Origin of the sequence: Rhodococcus sp. NPDC060084 (assembly GCF_042730335.1) — a bacterium.
In the GTDB taxonomy this organism is placed as follows: domain Bacteria; phylum Actinomycetota; class Actinomycetes; order Mycobacteriales; family Mycobacteriaceae; genus Rhodococcus.
This window is the reverse complement of the sequence record NZ_JBHWWX010000003.1, coordinates 30,602-49,689: the sequence shown is the minus strand read 5'-3', so window position 1 is coordinate 49,689 and position 19,088 is coordinate 30,602. Positions and strand designations below refer to the sequence as shown.

Sequence of the window (19,088 nt, the reverse complement as noted above, 5' to 3'; positions counted from 1 at the left end):
GATCAGGCCTTGCCGGTGCCGGAGGCGATCCCCTTGTCGATCTGCTCGACGAGCACCGTGCCGAGGCGGGTGAGTTCACGCACCTGAGAGTCGTCGAGTCCGTCGAACACCAAGCGCTGGACAGTGTCCACGTGCGCGGGGGCGGACTCGACGACTTTCGCGTGCCCGGCGTCGGTGAGCACCGCGTAGGACCCGCGGGCCCCGGTGACCGGTTCGCGCCGCAGCCACCCGCGTTTGCCGAGTCGGGTCACGACATGGGACAGGCGCGAGAGCGACGCGTTGGCCTCGGTGGCGAGCGTGCTCAGCTGCAACCGGCGCCCGGGAGCCTCCGACAGCACAGCGAGCACGAAGTACTCGAAGTGCGTCATGTCCGAGTCGCGCTGCATCTGGGTGTCGAGGGCCGCGGGTAGCCGGGTGATCACCGAGACCAGCACGCGCCACGCCGCCTGCTGGTCCGCATCGAGCCACCTCGGTTCGCTGTTCATTGCCGGTGTCCTCGTTTCCGTAGTCCTGTGTCCAGCCTGTCAAAGCCGTGGTGGGTGTATCCGGCGGGGGAGCCGGTTCGGCAAACCGGCCCGCACGCGCTACGATACTTGAAGCTTCAACTTAAGGAGTTTCATGAGCGAGATGCCTGCCCTCTACCTCAGCCACGGGGCACCGCCCCTGGTCGACAGCGACCTGTGGGTGAAGCAGCTCCGCACCTGGGCCGCGGGTCTGCCGCGCCCGACGGCGATCCTCGTGGTCTCGGCGCACTGGGAATCCGCACCCCTCACGATCGGGTCGACCACCACGGGGACACCACTCGTCTACGATTTCGGTGGCTTCCCACGCCGCTTCTACGAGGTCACCTACGCTTCGCCGGGAGCACCGGACCTCGCGCGCCGGGTGGCGATGCTGATGCCCGACGGGGAGCCCGTCGTACAACAACCGCACCGGGGCCTCGACCACGGCGCCTACGTGCCGCTGACCGTGATGTATCCCGACGCGGACGTCCCGGTCCTGCAGATATCGCTGCCGAGCCTGGACCCGCAGCGCCTGCTGCTCCTCGGTGAGCGGTTGCGGCCGCTGCGTGACGAAGGAGTGCTCATCGTCGGCTCCGGTTTCACCACCCACGGACTCCCGTTCCTGCGCGACCCGCGGCCCGAAGCCCCGGCGCCGGGGTGGTCCGCGGAGTTCGACCAGTGGACGGGTGAGCAACTCGCGCGCGGGGACGTCGACGCACTGCTGGATTTCCGCAACCGCGCACCCGGCATGCCGTACGCGCATCCGACCACCGAGCACTTCGCTCCGCTGTTCGTCACCCTCGGCGCATCCCGCGACCCGGCGCAGCCGCCCGAACAGGTCATCGACGGATTCTGGATGGGACTGGCGAAGCGGTCGATCCAGGTCGCCTGAGACACGTGGCCGTTCCGGAGGCGGCGCACGTCCGGTTGCGGACGACCGCGCCTGCGCCGCCCCGGATGATCCCTGGGATGATGTCTTCATGTCCGGCGAGCCCACCACCATTCCCGCAGCCACCACCGATTCCCCCGCAGGTGGCTGGTCCGATTCGACCACGACGCGAGAGCAGTTCCGGCAACTGGCGCGCGAGCATCGCGTGGTCCCCGTGACCCGCAAGGTGCTCGCCGACGCGGAGACACCGCTCTCGGCGTACCGCAAGCTCGCCGACGACCGTCCCGGCACGTTCCTGCTCGAGTCCGCCGAGAACGGCCGGTCGTGGTCCCGGTGGTCGTTCATCGGCGCGGGCAGCCCCGCGGCGCTGACCGTGGTCGACGGCGAAGCCGCGTGGTACGGGCACGTCCCCGCCGGCACACCCACCGGGGGCAACCCGCTCGACGTGCTCAGGGACACCCTCGAACTGCTCCACACCGACCGCATCCACGGTTTGCCGCCCCTCACGAGCGGCATGGTCGGGTATCTCGGCTACGACACCGTGCGCTATCTCGAAAAGCTGCCGAACCTCTCCGAGAACGACCTCGAGATTCCCGAGCTCGTGATGATGCTCGCGACCGATCTCGCCGCCGTGGACCACCACGAAGGCACCATCTGGCTCATCGCGAACGCGGTGAACTGGGACGGGACCGATCAGCGCGCGGACGAGGCCTACGACGACGCGGTCGCACGCCTCGACCGGATGACGGCCGCGCTCGCCGCACCGGCACCGGCCACCGTCGCGACGTTCTCGCGCCCCGAACCGGCATACCGTCGTCAGCGCACCACCGAGTCGTTCGGCACCGACGTCCGCAAGCTCATCGGCGACATCGAAGCCGGCGAAGCGTTCCAGGTCGTGCTCTCGCAACGTTTCGAAATCGACTGCGACGCTGCGCCCATCGACGTCTACCGCATGCTCCGCGCGTCGAACCCGAGCCCGTACATGTTCCTGCTGCACATTCCGGGACCGGACGGCGACACGGCGTTCTCCATCGTCGGCTCGAGTCCGGAGGCGCTGGTGACCGTCGCGGACGGCACGGCCACCACACATCCGATCGCCGGGACGCGGTGGCGAGGCGCCGACGAGGAAGAGGACACCCTGCTCGAGAAGGATCTCCTGCACGACGAGAAGGAGAACGCCGAGCACCTCATGCTCGTCGACCTCGGGCGCAACGATCTCGGCCGGGTGTGCGCGCCAGGCACCGTGAAGGTGCACGACTACCGGCACATCGAGCGGTACAGCCACGTGATGCATCTCGTGTCCACCGTCACCGGGCGGCTGGCCGAGGGCAAGCGCGCGCTCGACGCCGTCACCGCGTGCTTCCCGGCGGGAACCCTCTCGGGCGCTCCCAAGGTGCGGGCGATGGAATTGATCGAAGAACTCGAACCCACCCGCCGCGGCATCTACGGCGGCATCGTGGGCTATCTCGACTTCACCGGTGACGCAGATACCGCCATCGCGATCAGATCGGCGCTCATCAAGGACAAGGTCGCGTACGTGCAGGCCGGCGCGGGCATCGTCGCCGACTCGGTACCCGACGCGGAGGACACCGAAGCCCGCAACAAGGCGATGTCCGCGCTCGCAGCGGTCGCTGCGGCCGCGACCGTCACCAACTACAGCGGGGACGCGCGGTGACCGCCCCGGACCCGCAGACCGGCGACCATGCCCGCCCGCGCACAGGCGTGAGCAGGCGCCCCACGGTCGTGGCGGCGGGGCTTCTCGCCCTCGGCGCGGCCGCACTGTGGGGTTCGAGCCGGATGACCTGGGTGCGGGCCGAATCGTCGGACGGGCTCGGTGCCGATCGTGTCACCGACCTCGAAGGTGCGAGATGGGCCGCAGCCACCACACCCCTCGCGCTGGCCTTGCTCGCCGCCATCGCCGCGGCGTTCGCGGTCCGGGGACGGGCCCTGCGCGTCGTCGCGGTCGCGGTCGCGGCAGTTGCGGTGGCGGCTGCTGTTCCCGCGGTGCAGCTGCTTGCCGGCGGCGGAGATCCGGAGACGGCGGCCAGGATCGCCGAACTTCCGGGCCGTGCCACGGTCACCGCGGTGACCGTGTCGCCGTTGCCGGCGGTCCTGGCACTGCTGGGCGCGGTCCTGGCGCTCGGCGCCGCGTTCGCACTGTGGCGGACCCCGCGCGAGCAAGCGGGGTTGTCGTCGAAGTACGACAGCCCCGCAGTACGCCGTGACGCGGCGGTGCGACGGGCCGACACCGACGAACCGATGACCGAACGGACGCTGTGGGACGCAATGGATGCGGGGGAGGATCCGACCGTCGACCACGGTGACGAGGGGCACGACGAGGAGGGCCCGTCGGATTCGGGTACCCGGCGATGAGCGCCGTGGGCACGCGCACTAGGCTCTGAGGAAATCCGATGAGCTTAATCACATCGGGATTGACAAGGGTGGGAAAGGACTCGAGCCACGATGACAGTTCTCGACTCGATTCTCGAAGGTGTGCGAGCCGACGTCGCCGCCCGTGAGGCAGTTGTCGACTTCGCTTCCGTCAAGGCCGCCGGTGCTGCCGCGCCCGCGCCGATCGACGCGAAGGCCGCTCTCCGCGAGCCGGGCATCGCAGTGATCGCCGAAGTCAAGCGCGCCAGCCCGTCCAAGGGTGCGCTCGCCGACATCGCCGATCCCGCCGAGCTGGCCAAGGCCTACGAAGCAGGCGGTGCACGCGCGATCAGTGTGCTCACCGAGGAGCGGCGCTTCCACGGCAGCCTCGCCGACCTCGATGCCGTGCGGCGCGCGGTGCGTATCCCGGTGCTCCGCAAGGACTTCGTCGTGGGTCCGTACCAGATCCACGAGGCGCGTGCTCACGGTGCAGACATCGTGCTGCTCATCGTGGCGGCCCTCGAGCAGACCGTGCTGACGGCGTTGATCGACCGCACGGAATCGCTCGGGATGACCGCCCTGGTGGAAGCCCACACCGAGGAAGAAGCCTCCCGCGCGCTCGAGGCCGGCGCGACCGTGATCGGAATCAACGCCCGCAACCTCAAGACTCTCGAGGTCGACAAGAACACCTTCGGCCGCATCGCGCCCGGACTGCCCAGCCACGTCATCAAGATCGCCGAATCGGGTGTGCGGGGACCGGCCGACCTGCTCGCCTACGCCGGAGCAGGAGCCGATGCGGTGCTGGTCGGCGAGGGTCTGGTGACCAGTGGCGACCCGCGTCAGGCCGTCGCCGAACTGGTGACCGTGGGCACACATCCGTCGTGCCCCAAGCCTGCTCGCTGAACCGTCGCCGGGGCCGGACCCGGGCACGATCCGCGTCGCCACGTGGGGCAGACTGAAGACGTGACTGCAGACGATTCCGCACTTTTCGCCAAGGGACACGGCCTTCCCTCGATGAGTGACGCCGTATCCACCCCCACCGCCCACGAGCCGGACGTTCGTGGCCACTACGGGGTGTTCGGTGGACGCTACGTCCCCGAGGCGCTCATGGCGGTCATCGAAGAGGTCACCGCCGCGTACGAGAAGGAACGGACCGACCCCGGATTTCTCGCCGAACTCGACCGGCTGCAGCGTGACTACACCGGCCGGCCGTCCCCGGTGTTCGAAGCGACCAGACTGAGCGAGCACGCGGGCGGGGCCCGCATCCTCCTCAAGCGGGAAGATCTGAACCACACCGGCTCCCACAAGATCAACAATGTGCTGGGGCAGGTCCTGCTCGCCAAGCGCATGGGAAAGACCCGCGTCATCGCCGAGACCGGTGCGGGGCAGCACGGCGTCGCCACGGCCACCGCCTGCGCGCTGCTCGGGCTCGAGTGCCGCGTCTACATGGGCGAGGTCGACACCGAGCGCCAAGCCCTCAACGTCGCGCGGATGCGCCTGCTGGGATCCGAGGTCGTCGCCGCCAAGACCGGGTCGCGCACCCTCAAGGACGCGATCAACGAAGCGATGCGCGACTGGGTGACCAACGCCGACAACACGTACTACTGCTTCGGCACCGCGGCCGGACCGCACCCGTTCCCCGCCATGGTGCGCGACTTCCAGCGCATCATCGGACTCGAATCGCGTGTGCAGGTGCGGGCGATGACCGGTCGCCTGCCCGACGCGGTCGTCGCGTGCGTCGGCGGCGGGTCGAATGCCATCGGCATCTTCCATCCGTTCATCGACGATCCGTCGGTCAAGCTGATCGGCTGCGAAGCCGGCGGCGACGGCGTCGACACCGGCCGGCACGCCGCGACCATCGGCGGTGGCACCCACGGCGCACTGCACGGCGCCTACTCGTACCTGCTGCAGGACGAAGACGGACAGACCATCGAATCGCATTCCATTTCGGCAGGTCTGGATTATCCGGGTGTCGGCCCCGAGCATTCGTGGCTCGCCGACATCGGTCGCGCGGAGTACCGGGCGATCACCGACAGCGAGGCGATGGACGCGTTCGGCCTGCTGTGCCGGACCGAAGGCATCATTCCCGCGATCGAATCCGCGCACGCCGTGGCCGGAGCCCTGAAACTCGGACCCGAGCTGGGGGAGGGCGCGATCATCCTCGTGAGCCTGTCCGGCCGGGGCGACAAGGACGTCGACACCGCAGCCAAGTGGTTCGGCTACCTCCCGGACAACGCCAGCGACAGCACCCAAGGAGCCGCGCAGTGAGCGCCCCGCACGAACGCCTCACCCAGATATTCGACACCTGCCGGGCGGAGAACCGCGCCGCGCTCATCGGATATCTCCCCGTCGGCTATCCGACCGTCGAACGCTCGCTCGAAGCCATGACCACCCTGGTCGAGGGCGGGTGCGATCTCATCGAGGTCGGCATCCCGTACAGCGACCCGGTGATGGACGGCACCACCATCCAGGAAGCGGCCTTCGAGGCGATCGCCAACGGCGTCAAGGTGCGCGACGTGTTCCGGGCGATCGAAGCGGTGAACGCCGCCGGCGGCGCAGCGGTCGTCATGACGTACTGGAACCTCGTGATGCGCTACGGCGTCGACAACTTCGCCCGTGACCTCGCCGCTGCCGGCGGACTAGGGATGATCACCCCCGACCTCATTCCCGACGAGGCCGAAGAGTGGATCGCCGCCGCGGAGAAGTACGGCCTGGGCCGGACGTTCCTCGTCGCCCCGTCGTCCACCAACGAGCGCCTCGCCAAGACGCTCGACCAGTGTGTGGGCTTCGTCTACGCGACGTCGACGATGGGTGTCACCGGCGCCCGCGACAAGGTCGACAACCGTGCACCCGAGATCGTCGCCCGGGTGCGCACCCACAGCGACATCCCGGTCGGCGTCGGACTCGGCGTCCGCAACGGCGCGCAGGCCGCCGAGATCGCCGGGTACGCGGACGGCGTGATCGTCGGCTCGGCGCTGGTGACGGCGGCGGCCCAGGGCCGCGACGCGCTGCTCGCCCTGACGCAGGATCTCGCGAGGGGCGTGCGCTCGGCTACCGTGGCCTCGTGACATCGACTGCGTCTGTTCTGGCTTATCTGCCGAGCCCCTCACAGGGCGTCTGGTACGTCGGGCCCCTGGCTCTGCGCGCCTACGCCCTCTGCATCATCGTCGGCATCGTCGTCGCCATCTGGTGGGGCGATCGTCGCTGGGTCGCCCGCGGCGGCAAGCCCGGCACGGTTCTCGACATCGCCGTGTGGGCCGTGCCGTTCGGTCTCATCGGCGGCCGTCTCTACCACGTCCTCACCGACTGGCAGACATACTTCGGGGAGGGCGCGAACCCTGCGGATGCCCTGAAGATCTGGGAAGGCGGCCTCGGAATCTGGGGGGCCGTCGCGCTCGGCGCCGTCGGAGCCTGGATCGGCTGCCGCCGCCGCGGCATCCCGTTGCCCGCGTTCGGCGACGCGCTGGCACCCGCCATTCTGCTGGCCCAGGCCATCGGGCGACTCGGCAACTGGTTCAACCAGGAACTCTACGGGCGGGAAACGACCGTCGCGTGGGGCCTCGAGATCTACCAGCGCAGCGACGACGCCGGTCGCGTATCGCCGGCATTGATCGACGGCGTCTCCACCGGCGAAGTGGCCTTCGTCGTCCACCCGACCTTCCTGTACGAGTTGCTGTGGAACGTCGCCGTGGTGATTCTGCTGGTGCTGATCGACCGCCGATTCACCATCGGGCACGGACGCCTGTTCGCGCTCTACGTCGCGGGCTATTGCGCCGGACGGTTCTGGATCGAGCTGATGCGTGCCGATGCGGCAACCGAGATCGCCGGAATCCGCGTCAACACCTTCACCTCGGGCATCGTGTTCGTGCTGGCGGTCGCCTACGTGATCTTCGCGCGTAAGGGCCGTGAAGATCCGGCCACGCTCGGCGGCACGCCTGCCGACCCACAGGTCGCGCCGGGCGACAAGGACTCCGCAGCCGAGACGGCCGAGGGCGAATCGACTGCCCCCGAGACGCCCCGCGCAGCGGACGACGACGGGACCGAAGTCGCAGCTAAACTAGATGGTTCACGGCCAGGCAAGAGCAAGGGAGACAACTCGTGACCGCACCGGACCCGGGCGCGTCCGACTCGCGCGACGCCGAACCTGCCAAGCCGGACCTGCGCAAACACTCCGATACCGGGACACCGGGCGGAGACACCGCGCACCACGACGAGCCGACCCGGGATTTCGGCCGGACCTTCGACTACGACGCGACCGCGCAGGCCTCGCTCTCCGAGCAGCAGCCCCCGGCGGAGTCCTTCGGCGGTCACACCGGAACCCCCGGCCCCGGCTGGGATACCTACTCCGGGATCGGCAACGGTCCCGGCTGGGGCACCACGCCGAGTTACCCTCCGCCGGCGGCGCACCAGTCCGACTATCCGCCCCCGAGCGGCTATCCCTACCCCGGTCCGAACCAGGGGCAGGAATCGGCGTCGCCGGGTCCCGTCTACGGCACTCCCGACCCGGGCTATCCGACTTCCGCCCCCGGCTTTCCCGCGCAGGATGTCCCGCAGCCGGGATACGGCACTCCGCCTGCCTACGGACCTCCGCCGGCCTACGGCAGCCCCCAGGGCTACGGCGCGCCCCAGGGATACGGCACCGATCCTTCCGCCCCGTTCGGACGCGACCCCTATACCGGCGAGGCGTACTCGGACAAGTCGAAGGTCACGGCCGGCGTACTCGAAATCCTGCTCGGCGCCTTCGGTGCAGGACGCTTCTACCTCGGCCAGCCCGGCACGGCGGTGGCGCAGATCGCCGTCACATGGTTGACCTGCGGTATCGGGGGGATCTGGCCGCTCATCGACGGCATCTTGATGCTCACCGGCAAGGTGCGCGACGAGCACGGCCGGCCGCTCCGCCCGTAGCGGCCGGCACCGACCGGTGACGGGTTCACCCGTGCGGCGAACCTCCGGCCCGGACCGGACGGCCAGGATTGAACCCGACCGCACCGGGTATACGCGGTCCGTGTCGCCCCTCGATCTTTCCAGCCGCACCCGATCCGCAGGACCCCTGCGTTCGGCCGTGTCCGGAGTGTTCCGGGCCGCCTCGGCGCTGCGGGGTGCGCGAGCGTTCCACCCCGAAGGCGCGTTGTTCCGCGGCCACCTGGACGTACGGGTGGACGGCGGGCCCGTGCCTCCGGGGCGCTATGCCGTCACCGGCCGGCTTTCCCGGGGCATCGGGCTGCCCGCCGGCGTTCCCGACATTCTCGGTCTCGCGCTGCGGGTCTCCCTGGAATCGGGTCCCTGGGATCTGCTGCTCGCGACCTCGTATCTCCCGGCGCGGGCGGTACTGCTCCCGGTGCGCGGCTGGGGGAGCGCGCGCTACAGCAGCCTCGCCGCGTACCGCAGATACGGGGACGACCGGGTGCGATGGGTCCTCGCGACGCCCGTGGGACGGCAGCCGAACACCACATCGGCGGACGATCTCCGGCCCGAGGTGGCACCGCTCGTCTTCTCGCTCGGCTGGGCGCCGGCGCGGGGCGCGGCACTCCCGTTCGGGAATGTCACCCTCACCTCGCGACTCGCGGTGGACGATTCCGAGATGACCTCGTTCGACCCGGTGGTGCACTGTCCCCCTACGTTGCGGATGTGGCCCGACTTCGTCGCAGAGATTCGCCGGGACGCGTATCGCGGCAGCCGCGCGGGACGGGCAGCCTCCCTCGATGCGTGAGGTTCTCGACGCGTGAGACCGACGGTGTCCATGTATCCGGTAGATGAGGAGACGACGTGATGGCAGAGAAGAAGAATCGTTCGGACGGCCCCGGCAAGACGACCGACGAGAGCGCGTCGCACGCCCGCGAACCCAAGGGCGGCCGGCCCGGACCCGCCGACGAAGGCGGGACCGGCGGGATGGCGACCAGGGAGAACGCACCCGAAATAGCAGAGGACCAGAAGGACTGACACACCGGGCTGCCGCTCCGGGTGCGCGCGTGCGGGTTACGGACTCCGATGGTGGGCGCGCACCATGGGGGCTAGGCTCGAGGCGTGACCCGACGTACCAAGATCGTATGCACAATGGGCCCGGCTACCTCGGACCCCGACGTCCTCCGGGAACTCGTCGACGCCGGCATGGATGTGGCGCGGCTGAACTTCAGCCACGGAGATCACGCCGATCACGAGCTCCAGTACAACCACGTTCGTGCCGCCGCCGAGTCGTCCGGCAAGGCCGTCGGCGTGCTCGCCGACCTCCAGGGACCCAAGATTCGTCTGGGCCGATTCGCCGACGGCCCCACCGTCTGGAACAACGGTGAACTCGTCCGCATCACCGTCGACGACGTCGAAGGCACCCACGACCGCGTCTCGACCACGTACAAGGAACTCGCGCAGGACGCGGTCGCCGGCGACCGGTTGCTCGTCGACGACGGCAAGGTCGGCCTCGTGGTCGAATCCGTCGAAGGAAACGACGTGGTCTGCCGCGTGACGGAGGGCGGCCCGGTCAGCAACAACAAGGGCGTCTCCCTGCCCGGGATGAACGTCTCCGTTCCGGCGCTGTCCGAAAAGGACATCGCCGACCTCGAATTCGCGCTGCAGCTCGGTGTCGACTTCATCGCTCTGTCGTTCGTGCGTTCCCCGGCCGACATCGAACTCGTGCACGAGATCATGGATCGTGTCGGCCGGCGTGTCCCGGTCATCGCCAAGCTCGAGAAGCCCGAAGCGATCGAGAACCTCGAAGCGGTCGTGCTGGCATTCGACGCGGTGATGGTCGCTCGCGGCGACCTCGGTGTGGAACTGCCGCTCGAAGAGGTCCCGCTGGTGCAGAAGCGCGCGATCCAGATCGCCCGGGAGAACGCCAAGCCCGTGATCGTCGCGACGCAGATGCTCGAGTCGATGATCGAGAATTCCCGCCCGACCCGCGCGGAGGCATCCGACGTCGCGAACGCCGTACTCGACGGCGCCGACGCCGTCATGCTGTCCGGCGAGACCTCGGTGGGCAAGTTCCCGATCGAGACCGTCAAGACGATGGCGCGCATCATCGCGGCCGTCGAATCGGATTCGACCGACGTTCCCGCGCTGACCCACGTGCCCCGCACGAAACGCGGCGTCATTTCGTATGCGGCCCGCGACATCGGCGAGCGGCTCGATGCGAGCGCACTCGTCGCGTTCACGCAATCGGGCGACACGGTGCGCCGACTCGCGCGGCTGCACACAAGGCTCCCGCTGCTCGCCTTCACGCCCGCGCCGAGTATTCGCAATCAGCTGGCACTGACGTGGGGCACCGAAACGTTCTCCGTGCCGCCGGTGGACACCACCGACCAGATGGTCGAGCAGGTCGACGCGGCGCTGCTCTCGCTCGGGCGTTACCAGCGTGGCGATCTCGTGGTGATCGTCGCAGGTGCCCCTCCGGGACGGACGGGTTCGACCAACCTGATCCACGTACACCGGCTGGGGGAGAAGGACACCCGGTGACGGGTGTCGACACGTCGGATCTCCACGTCCTCCTCGGACTGTTCGATCTCGAGCAGACCGGGGAGGACGTGCTCCGCGGCGAACATCCCCCGCAGGTCGGTGCCCGGACGTTCGGAGGGCAGCTCGTCGCGCAGGCGCTCGTCGCGGCGGGGCGCACGGTCGGAGACCGGCCGGTACACGCTATCAACGCGCACTTCATCCGGGGCGGAAACGTCAAGGCGCCCATCGAGTACCGGGTCGCGCGGCACCGTGACGGTCGTGACTTCGCGAACCGGATGGTGACCGCCTACCAGGACGGGCAGGAACTGTTCGTCATGCTCGCGGCGTTCCAGCGCTGGGGGAAGGGACTCGAGCATTCCGTCGGGGTTCCGGAAGTTCCTCTGCCGGAAACACTTCCATCCATCGGGGAGCGGTTGCAGGGGTTCGAGGCACAGTTGCCGTACTTCGCGGGGGCACTCAAGCCCATCGACATGCGGTACGCGAACGACCCCGCATGGGTGCTGCGGGGCACCGGCGAGAAGCTCAACCACAACCGTGTCTGGATGCGTCCCGACGGTGAGATGCCCGGCGATGCGCTGCTGCACGCGGCGACTCTGGCCTACAGTTCCGACACCACGGTCCTCGACTCGATTCTGACCACGCACGGATTGTCGTGGGGTCTCGACCGGATCGTCGCGGCCACCGTCAATCATTCGATCTGGTTCCACCGCCCGCTCCGATTCGACGACTGGCATCTCTACGCCACCGAGTCGCCGGTCGCGGCCGGGTCGCGCGGGATGGCGACGGGCCGGTACTTCGACCTCGACGGGCAACTCGTCGCGACGGTCGTGCAGGAAGGTCTGGTGCGGCACTTCCCGTCCCGTCGCTGAGCGACGCTCACGCGCGGTCGCCGGAATCGCCGGTCATCCGCTCGAGCGCCGCCGACAACCGTCGCAGCGCCGACACGGCCTCCTCGAAGTCGTCGCAGCCCATCTCGTCGCACAGACGGCGCGCGGCCGTCGCGTGCGCGGGGCCGATCTGTGCGACCGCCTCGAGACCCGCCGGCGTCGCGGCGACCAGCTTCGCGCGGCGATGCGCCGGGTTCGGCCGGTATTCCGCGAGACCCTGCTCGACGAGCAGATCCGCGATGCGCTGCACGCTCTGGCGGGTGATACCCATCTCGCGTGCGATCCCCGCGACGGGCAGCGGCGTGGTGAGTACGGCGCCGAGTACCTGCCAGCGCGAGGCGGTCAGACCCGCGGGTGCGGCGAGGGTGTCCGCGAGGTCCAGGAACTGGCCGTTGAGGCGGAACGACGTCAACGCGGCGGCGCTGAGCAGTTCCGGAATCGAGGTTTCGGTCGTGCTCATCCCTCGTGTGCCGTCAGTCCGTAGTATCCCGACGGGTCGTGCTCGCCGTAGAGCTTGTACCAGGCGGTGAGCACCTCGGGTGTGTACAGATCGAGACGCTCGAAGATGGCGCGGGCGAACTCGACCGGCGCTATGCCGCTCGCGGTGAGGAGGTCCCGGTCGGTGACGGCGAGGTCGTCGCGATAGAGGTGTGCGCCGCCGTATCCGACGCTCTCCAAGAATTCCCTCGCATTGCTCGTGTGGGCGTGGTCGTCGAGCAGCCCCGCCCGCGCGAGTCCGCCGGTCGCTCCGCACATCGCGGCGACCGGGACGCCCGCGTCGAGGAACTCTCTCGCTTTGTCGGTGAACGGAGTGAAGGCCTCGGTGGGCCAGATGTTGTTGCCGGCGAGCACGAGCATTGCGGAGGAGGGCGGATCCACCTCGTCGAGTGTGACATCCGGCACGATGCGGAGGCCGCCCATGGTGGTGACCGGGTCGCGTCCGGTCGAGACGGTGCGGACGCTGTAGCGCCCCGGCTGACGTTGGAAGTCGGGATCTGCGATGCCCGACATCGCGTATCCGATCTCCCAGTCGGCGAGCGTGTCGTACACGGCGAAGTACACGATGCCATCCATGACAGTATGCTGTCAGCATGACAGCGTGCTGTCAATGGTATGCCGTCGATGGACGATTTGCCCGACCGCCGCGTCGACGATTAGCCTCGTATCGACCACTCGGTGGTTTTGCTGTCGTCTAGGGTCGAGCCCGACCCATCGGAGGGGACATGTTCGGCATGAATCGAGCACAGGACATGCACACACGTGCGGGCGTCGCCGCCCCGTCGTGTTGTTGCGCCTGCCGCTGATACCCCCGACCGGGGCATAGGTCCCCCTCGGGAGCCGTGCCCGAAATCCGTCCCCCGAACCGTGCGCCGTTGGCCTCGTCACCCGAGTCCGCGACGGTTCGAAAGGATCCTCCGCATGTCCGATTCGACGGCACTTCCCGTCATCGATCTCGCCGACTTCGATGCACCCGAAACACGCGATGCTGCGCTCGACCGTCTTCGCACCGTCACGCACGAGATCGGCTTCTTCCACCTCGCCGGCCACGGAATCGATCCCGCGGCGGCCGATCGCCTGATTGCTGCCTCCCGCGAGTTCTTCGCGCTTCCCGACGCCGCCAAACTCGAGGTCGAGAACAGCCACTCACCACACTTCCGCGGTTACACCCGGGTCGGCGGTGAGCGCACCCAGGGCCACGTCGACTGGCGCGAACAACTCGACATCGGGCCGGAACGCGACGCCGTCGCCGAGTTCGATCCGGCGCGTCCCTGGGAGATGCTCCACGGACCGAACCTGTGGCCCGCGCAGGTTCCGCAGTTGCGCCCGGCAGCAGTGGAGTGGATGGACCGGCTCCAGGTGGTCGGTCTCCGCTTGCTGCGCGCCTGGGCCGAATCCCTGGGGGCCCCCGCAGATTTCTTCGACGAGGCCTTCGCCCACCCGGACCCGTTGCTCAAGATCGTGCGCTATCCCGGCCACGATCGATCGGTGACCGACCAGGGAGTGGGCAGCCACAAGGATGTCGGCGCGCTGACCCTTCTGTACCCCGAGCCCGGGAGCACCGGCTTTCAGGTGCAGCGCGACGGCGCATGGTTCGAGGTCGATCCGCTCCCGGGGCACCTCCTCGTCAACATCGGCGAACTGCTCGAGGTGGCCACCGGCGGATATCTCACGGCGACCGTCCACCGCGTCGAACCGCCGTCGACAGGAACGGATCGGGTGTCCCTGCCGTTCTTCCTCAATCCCGCACTCGACAAAGCGCTGCCCACCCTCCCGCTGCCGGATCATCTGGCGGCCGCGGCGCGGGGCGTGGGACACGACGCGCACGGCGGAGCGCTGCACGCGGTGTACGGACTGAACGCGCTCAAATCCCGGTTGCGTGCTCATCCCAATGTCACCGAGCGGTACCACGCGGAGTTGCTCCGCTCGTTCGAACTCGGCCGATGACCGCGTCGTCGCCTGCCGCCCCCGCACCGCCGGATTCGTCCGGCCCGACCACACGTCCGCCGTAGCCTGAGAGCCGACCCGTCCGGACTGCGTGATCCCGCGTCGTCCGGGGCGCTCCCACAGTTCCACCCTGCCGAGCACCGGCAGTTCCACAACGGAAGGTAGTACCCGATGTTCCTGCGTCGTACCGTCGTCGCGACCACCGCTTTCACCCTCGCCCTCGGCCTGGCAGCCTGCTCGTCGTCCGGAGGAGACGAGAACACCCTGCGGATCTCGGCCTCGTCCACGCCGCACGTCGAGATCCTCGATCACCTCGTGAGCACCGGTGCGCTCGGCGACTACCAGCTCGACATCCTCGACATCACCGGCGAGGTCGATCCCAACGAGTTGCTCGAAGCCGGTGACGTGGACGCGAACTTCTTCCAGCACGAGCCGTACCTGATCGACTGGCAGAAGCAGAACGGTGTCGACGATCTCGTCGCTGTTGCAGACGTGCACCTCGAGCCGCTGAGCCTGTACTCCAACAAGATCGGGTCGCTCGACGAGTTGAAGGACGGCGACACCATCGCGGTGCCGCGTGACACCACCAACTACGCCCGCGCGCTGTACCTGCTCGAATCGGCCGGGCTGATCGAGATGGACGTGCCGTTCGACCAGGCAGATCTGTCGGTGGTCACCGAATCGAACATCACCGCGAATCCGAAGAACCTGAAGTTCCTGGCGATCGAGCGGCCCCAGCTCGCGCGTCAGCTCGACGACGCGCAGGTCACCGCCGCCGTCATCAACTCCAACTACGCCCTCGAGGCCGGACTCACCCCGGCCGAGGACGGCATCGTCACCGAGCAGGTCGACGGCAACCCCTTCTCCAACCTGCTCGTTGTGCGCGCCGAGAACGAGAACGACCCCGCGGTGGTCGCACTCGCGGACGCTCTCGAGTCGCCGGAAACCGCTGCGTGGATCGAGGAGACCTACTCGGGTTCCGTCGTTCCGGTCCAGCCCACGAACTGATGATCGTCGTCGACAACCTCGTCAAGACCTTCCCCGGCGCCGGTGGCGCCGGGGAGGTCGCGGCGTTGCGAGGGGTTTCTCTCGACATCCCGGACGGAGAGATCTTCGGCATCGTGGGTCCGTCCGGATCGGGTAAATCCACTCTTCTCCGGTGCCTGAACCTCCTCGAAAAGCCCACGTCGGGTCGGATCCTTCTCGGCGGGGACGACCTGTCGACTCTCTCCGGGGCCGAACTGCGCTCCGCCCGGCGCCGGATCGGCACCGTCTTCCAGCAGTTCAACCTGCTGCATTCGCGCACCGTCCTCCGCAACATCGAGTTGCCACTCGAGCTCGCCGGCTTGGGCAAGGACGAGCGGCGCGCCCGCGCGGCGTCGCTGATCGACCTCGTCGGCCTGTCCGGCAAGGAGAAGAGCTACCCGTCCCAGTTGTCGGGCGGCCAGCAGCAACGCGTCGGCATTGCGCGCGCGCTCGCCGCAGAACCCGAGGTGCTGCTGTGCGACGAAGCGACCAGCGCCCTCGACCCCGACACCACCGAGCAGGTTCTCGACCTCGTCGCCGAGGTGAACCGCACCCTGGGCGTGACGGTTGTGGTGATCACCCACGAACTCGGGGTGCTACGCAGAATCTGCACGTCGGCGGCGCGACTCGAAGCCGGCCGGATCGTGGAGACCGGGCGCATCACCGACCTCGTCGCCTCACCCGACTCTGCGCTCGGTGCCGCGATGTTGCCGGTCGGTGACGACCCCTCTCTGGGGTCGAGCGCCGACACCGCAGTGGTCACGGCGATCGGAGACGCGGCGCACGGGCCGTGGCTGTCCCAGATGATCCGGGCTGCGGACGCCGATATCGCCGTCGTCGGCGGGCGCGTCGAGCAGGTGGGCGACGTGACCGTCGGCCGGATGCGTTTGCGATTCACGACGGACACCGACCACGCCCGGGTCGAACGATTCGTGGACCAGCACCCGCACCTGACCCTGTCGTGGGGCGCGGGGACCGAACTGGAGGGACTCACCGAATGAGGTCACATCCGCGATGAACAAGCTCACGTGGTACGACTCCTTGCCCGAAGTGTGGGAGGCGACCCTCGAAACGCTGTACATGGTCACGGTGTCGTTCGTGCTCACGGTGATCGGGGGAGTGCTGGTGGGCATCGTCCTGCAGGTCACCTCCCCGTCGGGCCTCCTGCCGCGGCGGACGCTCAACACGGTGCTCGGTGTGATCGTGAACCTGTTCCGGTCGTTGCCGTTCCTGATCCTGCTCATCGCGCTGATCGGAGTCACCCGGGCGATCGTCGGTACAGCGATCGGCCCGACGGCGGCGATCGTCCCGCTCACCATCGGGGCCATCCCGTTCTTCGCGCGGATTGTCGAATCCGCGCTGCGGGAGGTGCCGCGCGGCCGGGTCGAAGCAGCCCAGGCGATGGGAGCGTCGACCGGGCAGATCGTGCGGAAGGTTCTCCTGCCCGAAGCCGTCTCGCCTCTCGTGGCCGGCGCGACGCTCACCCTGGTCCTTCTCGTCGGGTACTCCGCCATGGCCGGTGTCATCGGCGGTGGCGGACTCGGCGACTTCGCGATCGTGTACGGCTACCAGCGGTTCAACACGCCGGTGCTTCTGGTTGCCGTGGTCGTGCTGATCGTGATGGTGCAGATCATGCAATCGGTCGGCGACGGCATCATCCGGGCCTACGCGCACCGGCGGTGATCGTCGACAGATACAGGCCGGTGACGAGTCACTAATCGATTGCGAGACGTATGTCACAGTTGATAGTATTTCCGTTACCAAACCCGCTCTCTTCGAGCGGAAGGGAAGCAGAACGCCGAATCCGTTGACAGCGGAGGTGCACACCGTCGTACCGAGAAGGGCATCGGTCGGCAGGGGTGCGGACGTGGGGGCGTCCGGCAACTGTTCTCCAGGGAGGGAACGGAGAGATCGTGATGGCTGCACACCGCCGAAAGGCATCCGAGAACGCGCTGTCGTCGCAGCGGAGGATGCTCGCCATACTTGTTCTTTCCGGCATGCTCACCATCGGCTTCGTCGCTGCCGCACTCACCGGTTCGTACTCGGTGGGGCTGATCTCGTCGCTGCTCATCGGAGCGTGCATCATCGTGGCGCACCTGATGATCGCGCCCGGCGCGATCATCGGACGGGGGACTGTCCATGGTCCCGCTCGGCACGAAATCGCACCTCCGCCATGAGTATTCGAGATCCGTCACGGCTGATGAGTGCCTCCGTATCCGGAGCGCGTCCGCAACACCCGGGGCGCTCCGGATCGTTCTGCACGGTGACGGTCACGGCCGGTGTGGCACCGGGGCGCCGCCGTGAGTCGCCGGGACGGACACCGGCCGAACCGAAAAGGGACAGATCCGCTCCAGGAGTTTGGGCGCGTTGTGCGGTGGTACGACACCGCTACTGCACGCACTGTGCGCCGACCTCCTGAAAGGTGAAACCCTTGTTCCGTCACACAGATCACCTCCAGTTCGACGTCAAACCCGAGAAGCCCGATCCCGTCTACGCCCGCAAACTCCAAGAACTCATCGGCGGCGCATACGGCGAAATGACCGTCACCATGCAGTACCTGTTCCAGGGATGGAACTGCCGGATGCCCGGCAAGTACAAGGACATGATCATGGACGTCGCTACCGAAGAAATCGGCCACGTCGAAATGATCGCCACCATGGTCGCCCGGCTCCTCGAAGGCGCACCGGCCACCGAATCGACCAAGAACGCCGCCGCCGACCCCGTCGTCGCGGCCGTGCTCGGCGGGATGGACCCGCAACAGGCCATCGTCTCCGGCGGCGGACCGACGCTGTCGGACAGCAACGGTGTGCCCTGGAACGGACGGTTCATCGTCGCGAGCGGCAACCTGCTCGCCGATTTCCGGGCCAACGTCGCTGCCGAAGCGCAGGGCAGGGTACAAACCGCGCGTTTGTATCACATGACCGACGATCCGGGTGTCAAGGACATGCTCGAGTTCAACCTGGCGCGCGATACGTACCACCAGAATCTGTGGCTCGCGGCGATCGAGGAACTGCAGGCCGACGGGATCGGGCCGTCCCCGATCGCACCGAACGCGTTGTTCGACGAGGAGCATTCCGAACATGCCACGAGCCTGTGGCATCTGTCGGACGGTGTCGCGTCGGATCAGGGCCGGTGGGCGCACGGTACCGGTCCCGACGGGTCGACGCCGATGTCGTTCCTGGCCGATCCGGTTCCGCTCGGTGATGTGGCCAGTGCGCCGCCGCCGGATCCGAAGCTGTATGCGACCTATGACGGGTCGCAGGGTGAGCCGCGTTCGGCTGCGCTGGGCACGGAGAAGGGGCTGATGGGCAAGATGAAGGACGCAGTCAACACCGAACCCTGAGTAGGCGAGGGAGACGGTCGCCGGTGCCCGGCGGCCACGGACACCACGGAGTGGTTCGGGTCCGCAGTGGAAACGCACAGCGGCGCTCGGGCGCAGGAACCAGGGAGGGGCCGACATATGTCGGCCCCTCCCGTCGCATGTTTGGTGCTCCCGTACCGCGGGTACAAGTCCGGTACCGA

21 protein-coding genes are annotated in these 19,088 nt (G+C 68.2%); 18 read left to right on the top strand and 3 right to left on the bottom strand.

Annotated features, from left to right (window positions below; all coding sequences use genetic code 11):
- Positions 1 to 2 precede the first annotated feature (2 nt).
- The gene (locus ACFWBU_RS02705) at positions 3 to 485 is read right to left on the bottom strand and encodes a MarR family winged helix-turn-helix transcriptional regulator (protein WP_378527399.1); all 483 of its coding nucleotides are present in this window, start codon (positions 483 to 485) and stop codon (positions 3 to 5) included.
- A 142-nt stretch (positions 486 to 627) separates the two neighbouring features.
- On the opposite strand from ACFWBU_RS02705, the gene ACFWBU_RS02700 reads away from it, so the two are divergent.
- From ACFWBU_RS02700 to ACFWBU_RS02645, 12 genes are all read left to right on the top strand, one after another.
- Positions 628 to 1,395 (top strand): dioxygenase, encoded by a 768-nt coding sequence (locus ACFWBU_RS02700; RefSeq protein ID WP_169620371.1) that lies wholly within the window; start codon positions 628 to 630, stop codon positions 1,393 to 1,395.
- An 88-nt stretch (positions 1,396 to 1,483) separates the two neighbouring features.
- Entirely contained in the window at positions 1,484 to 3,067 is a 1,584-nt protein-coding gene (locus ACFWBU_RS02695) for an anthranilate synthase component I (RefSeq protein WP_169620065.1), read from the top strand.
- On the top strand, positions 3,064 to 3,765 hold the full coding sequence (locus ACFWBU_RS02690) for a TIGR02234 family membrane protein (RefSeq protein ID WP_169620064.1): 702 nt from the start codon (positions 3,064 to 3,066) through the stop codon (positions 3,763 to 3,765). The genes ACFWBU_RS02695 and ACFWBU_RS02690 overlap by 4 nt, the downstream gene beginning before the upstream one ends.
- A 90-nt stretch (positions 3,766 to 3,855) precedes the next feature.
- Positions 3,856 to 4,665, top strand: a complete 810-nt coding sequence (gene trpC / locus ACFWBU_RS02685; protein ID WP_169620063.1) for an indole-3-glycerol phosphate synthase TrpC — start codon at positions 3,856 to 3,858, stop codon at positions 4,663 to 4,665.
- Positions 4,666 to 4,776: 111 nt separating this feature from the next.
- The gene (trpB, locus tag ACFWBU_RS02680; RefSeq protein ID WP_169620370.1) at positions 4,777 to 6,030 is read left to right on the top strand and encodes a tryptophan synthase subunit beta; all 1,254 of its coding nucleotides are present in this window, start codon (positions 4,777 to 4,779) and stop codon (positions 6,028 to 6,030) included.
- Positions 6,027 to 6,830, top strand: coding sequence for a tryptophan synthase subunit alpha (trpA, locus tag ACFWBU_RS02675; protein WP_296550590.1), 804 nt, complete (start codon positions 6,027 to 6,029; stop codon positions 6,828 to 6,830). Before trpB ends, trpA begins: the two co-directional genes overlap by 4 nt.
- Positions 6,827 to 7,864: a prolipoprotein diacylglyceryl transferase gene (gene lgt / locus ACFWBU_RS02670; protein ID WP_378527398.1), complete on the top strand. Its 1,038-nt coding sequence runs from the start codon at positions 6,827 to 6,829 to the stop codon at positions 7,862 to 7,864. Before trpA ends, lgt begins: the two co-directional genes overlap by 4 nt.
- Complete coding sequence (locus tag ACFWBU_RS02665) at positions 7,861 to 8,667, top strand: TM2 domain-containing protein (RefSeq protein WP_346765063.1); 807 nt, start codon at positions 7,861 to 7,863, stop codon at positions 8,665 to 8,667. Before lgt ends, ACFWBU_RS02665 begins: the two co-directional genes overlap by 4 nt.
- Positions 8,668 to 8,767: 100 nt before the next feature.
- Positions 8,768 to 9,472, top strand: coding sequence for a phosphodiesterase (locus ACFWBU_RS02660; protein ID WP_346765062.1), 705 nt, complete (start codon positions 8,768 to 8,770; stop codon positions 9,470 to 9,472).
- Positions 9,473 to 9,531: 59 nt separating this feature from the next.
- Positions 9,532 to 9,702 carry a hypothetical protein gene (locus ACFWBU_RS02655; protein ID WP_296550594.1) on the top strand — a complete coding sequence of 57 codons (171 nt, stop codon included), beginning with the start codon at positions 9,532 to 9,534 and terminating at the stop codon, positions 9,700 to 9,702.
- Positions 9,703 to 9,786: 84 nt separating this feature from the next.
- Positions 9,787 to 11,208 carry a pyruvate kinase gene (gene pyk / locus ACFWBU_RS02650; protein WP_169652924.1) on the top strand — a complete coding sequence of 474 codons (1,422 nt, stop codon included), beginning with the start codon at positions 9,787 to 9,789 and terminating at the stop codon, positions 11,206 to 11,208.
- Positions 11,205 to 12,077 carry an acyl-CoA thioesterase gene (locus ACFWBU_RS02645; RefSeq protein ID WP_378527396.1) on the top strand — a complete coding sequence of 291 codons (873 nt, stop codon included), beginning with the start codon at positions 11,205 to 11,207 and terminating at the stop codon, positions 12,075 to 12,077. The genes pyk and ACFWBU_RS02645 overlap by 4 nt, the downstream gene beginning before the upstream one ends.
- A 7-nt stretch (positions 12,078 to 12,084) precedes the next feature.
- Here the strand turns inward: ACFWBU_RS02645 and ACFWBU_RS02640 are convergent, their stop codons facing one another.
- Both ACFWBU_RS02640 and ACFWBU_RS02635 read right to left on the bottom strand, forming a co-directional pair.
- Positions 12,085 to 12,555 carry a MarR family winged helix-turn-helix transcriptional regulator gene (locus ACFWBU_RS02640; protein WP_169652922.1) on the bottom strand — a complete coding sequence of 157 codons (471 nt, stop codon included), beginning with the start codon at positions 12,553 to 12,555 and terminating at the stop codon, positions 12,085 to 12,087.
- On the bottom strand, positions 12,552 to 13,169 hold the full coding sequence (locus ACFWBU_RS02635) for a DJ-1/PfpI family protein (protein WP_378527394.1): 618 nt from the start codon (positions 13,167 to 13,169) through the stop codon (positions 12,552 to 12,554). The genes ACFWBU_RS02640 and ACFWBU_RS02635 overlap by 4 nt, the downstream gene beginning before the upstream one ends.
- Before the next feature lie 345 nt (positions 13,170 to 13,514).
- Here ACFWBU_RS02635 and ACFWBU_RS02630 point away from each other — a divergent pair, with 345 nt between their 5' ends.
- From ACFWBU_RS02630 to ACFWBU_RS02605, 6 genes are all read left to right on the top strand, one after another.
- A complete protein-coding gene (locus ACFWBU_RS02630; RefSeq protein ID WP_378527393.1) occupies positions 13,515 to 14,540 on the top strand; it encodes an isopenicillin N synthase family dioxygenase in 1,026 nt (341 codons plus the stop codon).
- A 171-nt stretch (positions 14,541 to 14,711) separates the two neighbouring features.
- Positions 14,712 to 15,548, top strand: coding sequence for a MetQ/NlpA family ABC transporter substrate-binding protein (locus ACFWBU_RS02625; protein WP_169620055.1), 837 nt, complete (start codon positions 14,712 to 14,714; stop codon positions 15,546 to 15,548).
- Positions 15,548 to 16,567: a methionine ABC transporter ATP-binding protein gene (locus ACFWBU_RS02620; RefSeq protein WP_378527475.1), complete on the top strand. Its 1,020-nt coding sequence runs from the start codon at positions 15,548 to 15,550 to the stop codon at positions 16,565 to 16,567. The genes ACFWBU_RS02625 and ACFWBU_RS02620 overlap by 1 nt, the downstream gene beginning before the upstream one ends.
- 13 nt (positions 16,568 to 16,580) lie before the next feature.
- Positions 16,581 to 17,249 (top strand): methionine ABC transporter permease, encoded by a 669-nt coding sequence (locus ACFWBU_RS02615; RefSeq protein ID WP_169652918.1) that lies wholly within the window; start codon positions 16,581 to 16,583, stop codon positions 17,247 to 17,249.
- A 233-nt stretch (positions 17,250 to 17,482) separates the two neighbouring features.
- A complete protein-coding gene (locus ACFWBU_RS02610) occupies positions 17,483 to 17,743 on the top strand; it encodes a hypothetical protein (protein ID WP_378527391.1) in 261 nt (86 codons plus the stop codon).
- A 254-nt stretch (positions 17,744 to 17,997) separates the two neighbouring features.
- Positions 17,998 to 18,909, top strand: coding sequence for a manganese catalase family protein (locus ACFWBU_RS02605; protein WP_378527390.1), 912 nt, complete (start codon positions 17,998 to 18,000; stop codon positions 18,907 to 18,909).
- Positions 18,910 to 19,088: the final 179 nt, after the last annotated feature.

What these genes read in the sequence shown, in the direction of transcription:
- ACFWBU_RS02695 (WP_169620065.1), top strand. Translation starts at nt 1,484, where the DNA reads ATGTCCGGCGAGCCCACCACCATTCCCGCAGCCACCACCGATTCCCCC.
- ACFWBU_RS02615 (WP_169652918.1), top strand. Translation starts at nt 16,581, where the DNA reads ATGAACAAGCTCACGTGGTACGACTCCTTGCCCGAAGTGTGGGAGGCG.
- ACFWBU_RS02640 (WP_169652922.1), bottom strand. Translation starts at nt 12,555, where the DNA reads ATGAGCACGACCGAAACCTCGATTCCGGAACTGCTCAGCGCCGCCGCG.
- ACFWBU_RS02625 (WP_169620055.1), top strand. Translation starts at nt 14,712, where the DNA reads ATGTTCCTGCGTCGTACCGTCGTCGCGACCACCGCTTTCACCCTCGCC.
- ACFWBU_RS02610 (WP_378527391.1), top strand. Translation starts at nt 17,483, where the DNA reads ATGGCTGCACACCGCCGAAAGGCATCCGAGAACGCGCTGTCGTCGCAG.
- ACFWBU_RS02655 (WP_296550594.1), top strand. Translation starts at nt 9,532, where the DNA reads ATGGCAGAGAAGAAGAATCGTTCGGACGGCCCCGGCAAGACGACCGAC.
- trpC (WP_169620063.1), top strand. Translation starts at nt 3,856, where the DNA reads ATGACAGTTCTCGACTCGATTCTCGAAGGTGTGCGAGCCGACGTCGCC.
- ACFWBU_RS02700 (WP_169620371.1), top strand. Translation starts at nt 628, where the DNA reads ATGCCTGCCCTCTACCTCAGCCACGGGGCACCGCCCCTGGTCGACAGC.
- ACFWBU_RS02620 (WP_378527475.1), top strand. Translation starts at nt 15,548, where the DNA reads ATGATCGTCGTCGACAACCTCGTCAAGACCTTCCCCGGCGCCGGTGGC.
- ACFWBU_RS02630 (WP_378527393.1), top strand. Translation starts at nt 13,515, where the DNA reads ATGTCCGATTCGACGGCACTTCCCGTCATCGATCTCGCCGACTTCGAT.
- trpB (WP_169620370.1), top strand. Translation starts at nt 4,777, where the DNA reads ATGAGTGACGCCGTATCCACCCCCACCGCCCACGAGCCGGACGTTCGT.
- ACFWBU_RS02635 (WP_378527394.1), bottom strand. Translation starts at nt 13,169, where the DNA reads ATGGATGGCATCGTGTACTTCGCCGTGTACGACACGCTCGCCGACTGG.
- ACFWBU_RS02705 (WP_378527399.1), bottom strand. Translation starts at nt 485, where the DNA reads ATGAACAGCGAACCGAGGTGGCTCGATGCGGACCAGCAGGCGGCGTGG.